Origin of the sequence: Streptomyces flavochromogenes (assembly GCF_000717595.1) — a bacterium.
Classification (GTDB): Bacteria; Actinomycetota; Actinomycetes; order Streptomycetales; family Streptomycetaceae; genus Streptomyces; species Streptomyces flavochromogenes.
Genome location: NZ_JNZO01000076.1, coordinates 1 through 3,182 on the forward strand (window position 1 = coordinate 1; position 3,182 = coordinate 3,182).

Below are 3,182 nucleotides of genomic sequence, written 5' to 3' on the forward strand. Positions count from 1 at the left end.
CTCGATCTCACCCTCCCGCGACCAGCGCACCAGGTCGCCGGTCCGGTACATCCGTGAGCCCGGAGGTCCGTACGGGTCCGCGACGAACCGCTCGGCGGTCTGGGCCGGGCGGCCCAGATAGCCGCGGGCCAGTCCGGCGCCCGCGATGTACAGCTCGCCGGGGACTCCGGGCGCGACCAGGCCGAGGTGGTCGTCGAGGACGTAGAGCCGGGTGTTGTCGAGGGGGCGGCCGATGGGCAGGGCGCCCTCGTAGTCGAAGGGCCGGTGGAGGGTGTGGGAGGTGGCGAAGGTCGTCGTCTCCGTCGGCCCGTAGGCGTTGACCACCGTGAGGTCCGGGCAGGCGTCCATCACGCGGCGCACCGCCTCCGGCGGCACCACGTCACCGCCCGTCCACACCGCGCCGAGGCCCGCGAAGGCTGCCGGGTCCTCCTCCGCGACCAGCCGGAAGAGCCCCACCGTCAGCCACAGGCCCGTGATCGACTCGGCCTCCAGGACGGCGGCGAGGGCCGCCGTGTCGAGCACGCCGGGCGGGGCGACCGCCACGGTGCCGCCCGTCAGCCACGGCACCCACAGCTCGTACGTCGAGGCGTCGAAGGTGTGCGGGGAGTGGAAGAGCAGCCGTGTGTGGGCGTCCCCGGTCCAGCGGTGGTCCAGGGCGAGTTCGGCGACGTTGCGGTGGGTGACGGCGACGCCCTTGGGCACGCCCGTCGAGCCCGAGGTGAACATCACGTACAGCCACTGGTCGGGGTGGGTCGCGACCTCGGGGGCGGTCTCCGGGAGGGCGTCGAGCTCCGGGTCGCGGTCGAGCCCGTCGACCAGGACGGTCCGTACGCCGGTCGCCTCGGTGAGGATCTCGTGGTCGGCGAGCGCCGGGTCGACGAGCAGGACGGGCGCGGCGGTGTCGGCGAGGATGCGGGAGAGCCGGGAGGCCGGGTCGACGGCGTTGAGCGGGGCGTACACACCGCCGGCCTTGGTGATGGCGAGCAGGGACAGGACCAGGTCGGCCGAGCGTTCCATCAGGACGGCGACGACGGTCTCGGGTCCCACGCCGAGCCGGATCAGGTGGTGCGCGAACCGGTTGGTGAGGGCGTCGACCTCTGCGTAGGTGTAGGCGCGTCCGGCCTGGGTGAGGGCGACCGCGTCCGGGGTGCGTACGGCCTGCGCGGCGAAGAGGGCGCCGATCGGGCGTTCCGGTACGGCGGTGGGCCGACCGGTCCAGGTGTCCAGGAGCAGGGTGCGCTCGGCCGCGTCGAGCAGGTCGAGCCCGGAGAGGGGCGTGTCGGGGTGGGCGGCGGCCTCGGAGAGCAGTCGGCCGAGCCGGGCGAGCAGCGCCTCGACGGTGTCGGGGTCGTACAGGTCGGTGGCGTACTCGGCGGTGATGTCGAGCCCGCCGGGGCGGCCGTCGTCGGTCAGGTGCTCGTCGAATCCGACGGTGAGGTCGAACTTGGCGGTGTCGGTGGGCGCGTACTCGGTGCGGGTCCGGAGCCCGGGGAAGTCCGCTCCGGAGTCGGTGGCTCCGGCCTGCACCAGGGTCAGCATCACCTGGAAGAGGGGATGCCGGTCGCCGGTGCGCTCGGGGTTGAGGGTCTCCACGAGCCGGTCGAAGGGCAGGTCCTGGTGCGCCCAGGCGGCCAGATCTGTGGCTCGCACCCGCTCCAGGAGCTCCCGGAAGGTCGGGTCTCCGCTGACGTCGGTGCGCAGCACCAGGGTGTTCACGAAGAAGCCCACGAGGTCGTCGAGCGCCTCGTCGGTACGGCCCGCGACCGGCGAGCCGACGGGGACGTCGGTCCCGGCGCCGGAGGCGGCGAGCACGGTCGCGAGCGCCGCCTGTGCCGCCATGAAGAGGGTGGCGCCGCTCCCCCGGGCCAGCTCGACGAGCGCCGCGTGGGTCACGGGCGGGCAGTGGAGGGTGCGGGTGTCGCCGCGGTACGAGGCGACGGCGGGGCGCGGCCGGTCCGCCGGAAGGGTGGCCTCGGCGGGGAGTCCGGCCAGCCGCTCACGCCAGTAGGCGATCTGCCGCGCCATGACGCTGTCCTCGGCGTCGGCCTCGCCGAGCAGTTCGTGCTGCCAGAGGGTGTAGTCGGCGTACTGGATCTCCAGGGGGTCCTGTTCGGGGGCGCGGCCGGCGACGCGGGCCCGGTAGGCGTGGGCGAGGTCGCGGAGCAGGGGAGCGACGGACCAGCCGTCGGAGGCGATGTGGTGCATGACGACGAGCAGGACGTGCTCCTCGTCCGTGTCCTCCTGCCCGTCCTCCTTCCCGTCCTCCTTCGCGAGGCGGATCAGCCGTGCCTCCACCGGCAGGTCGACGGCAAGGTCGAAGACATGGGCCGACTCGGCGGTGAGGACGTCCGCGAGGGTGTCCTCCGTCGCCGTGAGGACGGGCAGTTCGAGCCGTACGTCCCCGGCCTCGCGTATCTCCTGGTACGGCGTGCCGTCGCGCTCCGGGTAGACGGTGCGCAGGCTCTCGTGCCGGGCGATCACGTCGACGAGGGCGAGGGCCAGCGCCTCGGTGTCGAGGGTGCCGGTGAGGCGGAGGGCCAGCGGGATGTTGTAGGTCGCCGACGGGCCCTCGAGCTGGGCGAGGAACCACAGGCGCTGCTGGGCGTATGACAGGGGAATCACTGGGAGGCTCCCATCCGGCGCATGGGCCGCAGCTTGGGTCGCGCGGTCTCGGCGCGGTCGAGTCGCTCGGCCAGGGCGGCCACGTTCGGGTTCTCGAAGAGGGTGGGGACCGGGAGTTCGGCCCCGAGGGCGGTGCGGATCCGGCTGATCAGCCGGGTGGCGAGCAGGGAGTGCCCGCCGAGGCGGAAGAAGTCGTCGTCGATGGTGACGGCGGGGACGCCGAGGACGTCGGCGAAGAGACCGCACAGGACTTCCTCGCGCGGGTTGCGCGGCTGCCGGCCGCTGCTGACGGTCGTGGCGGCGGGTGCGGGCAGGGCGCGGCGGTCGAGCTTGCCGTTGGAGGTCAGCGGCAGGGCCTCCAGGACCACGAACGCGGACGGCACCATGTAGTCGGGCAGGAGGCCGTCGGCGTGGGTGCGGAGCACGTCGGGGTCCGGGGCGGTGCCGCCGTGTCCGACGAGGTAGGCGACGAGCCGCTTGTCGCCGGGGCGGTCCTCGCGGACGATCACCGCGGCCTGTGCCACGGAGTCGTGGGCGACGAGCGCCGACTCGATCTCGCC

Annotated in this window: 2 protein-coding genes; both read right to left on the minus strand. The window is 73.7% G+C overall.

Going from position 1 to position 3,182, the window contains the following annotated elements; translation table 11 throughout:
• A partial coding sequence (locus tag IF00_RS43105; protein ID WP_030327066.1) for a non-ribosomal peptide synthetase occupies positions 1-2,622 on the minus strand: 2,622 nt, incomplete at its 3' end.
• The coding region (locus tag IF00_RS43110; protein WP_030327068.1) for a phosphopantetheine-binding protein at positions 2,619-3,182 on the minus strand (564 nt) is incomplete at its 5' end. The genes IF00_RS43110 and IF00_RS43105, both read right to left, overlap by 4 nt.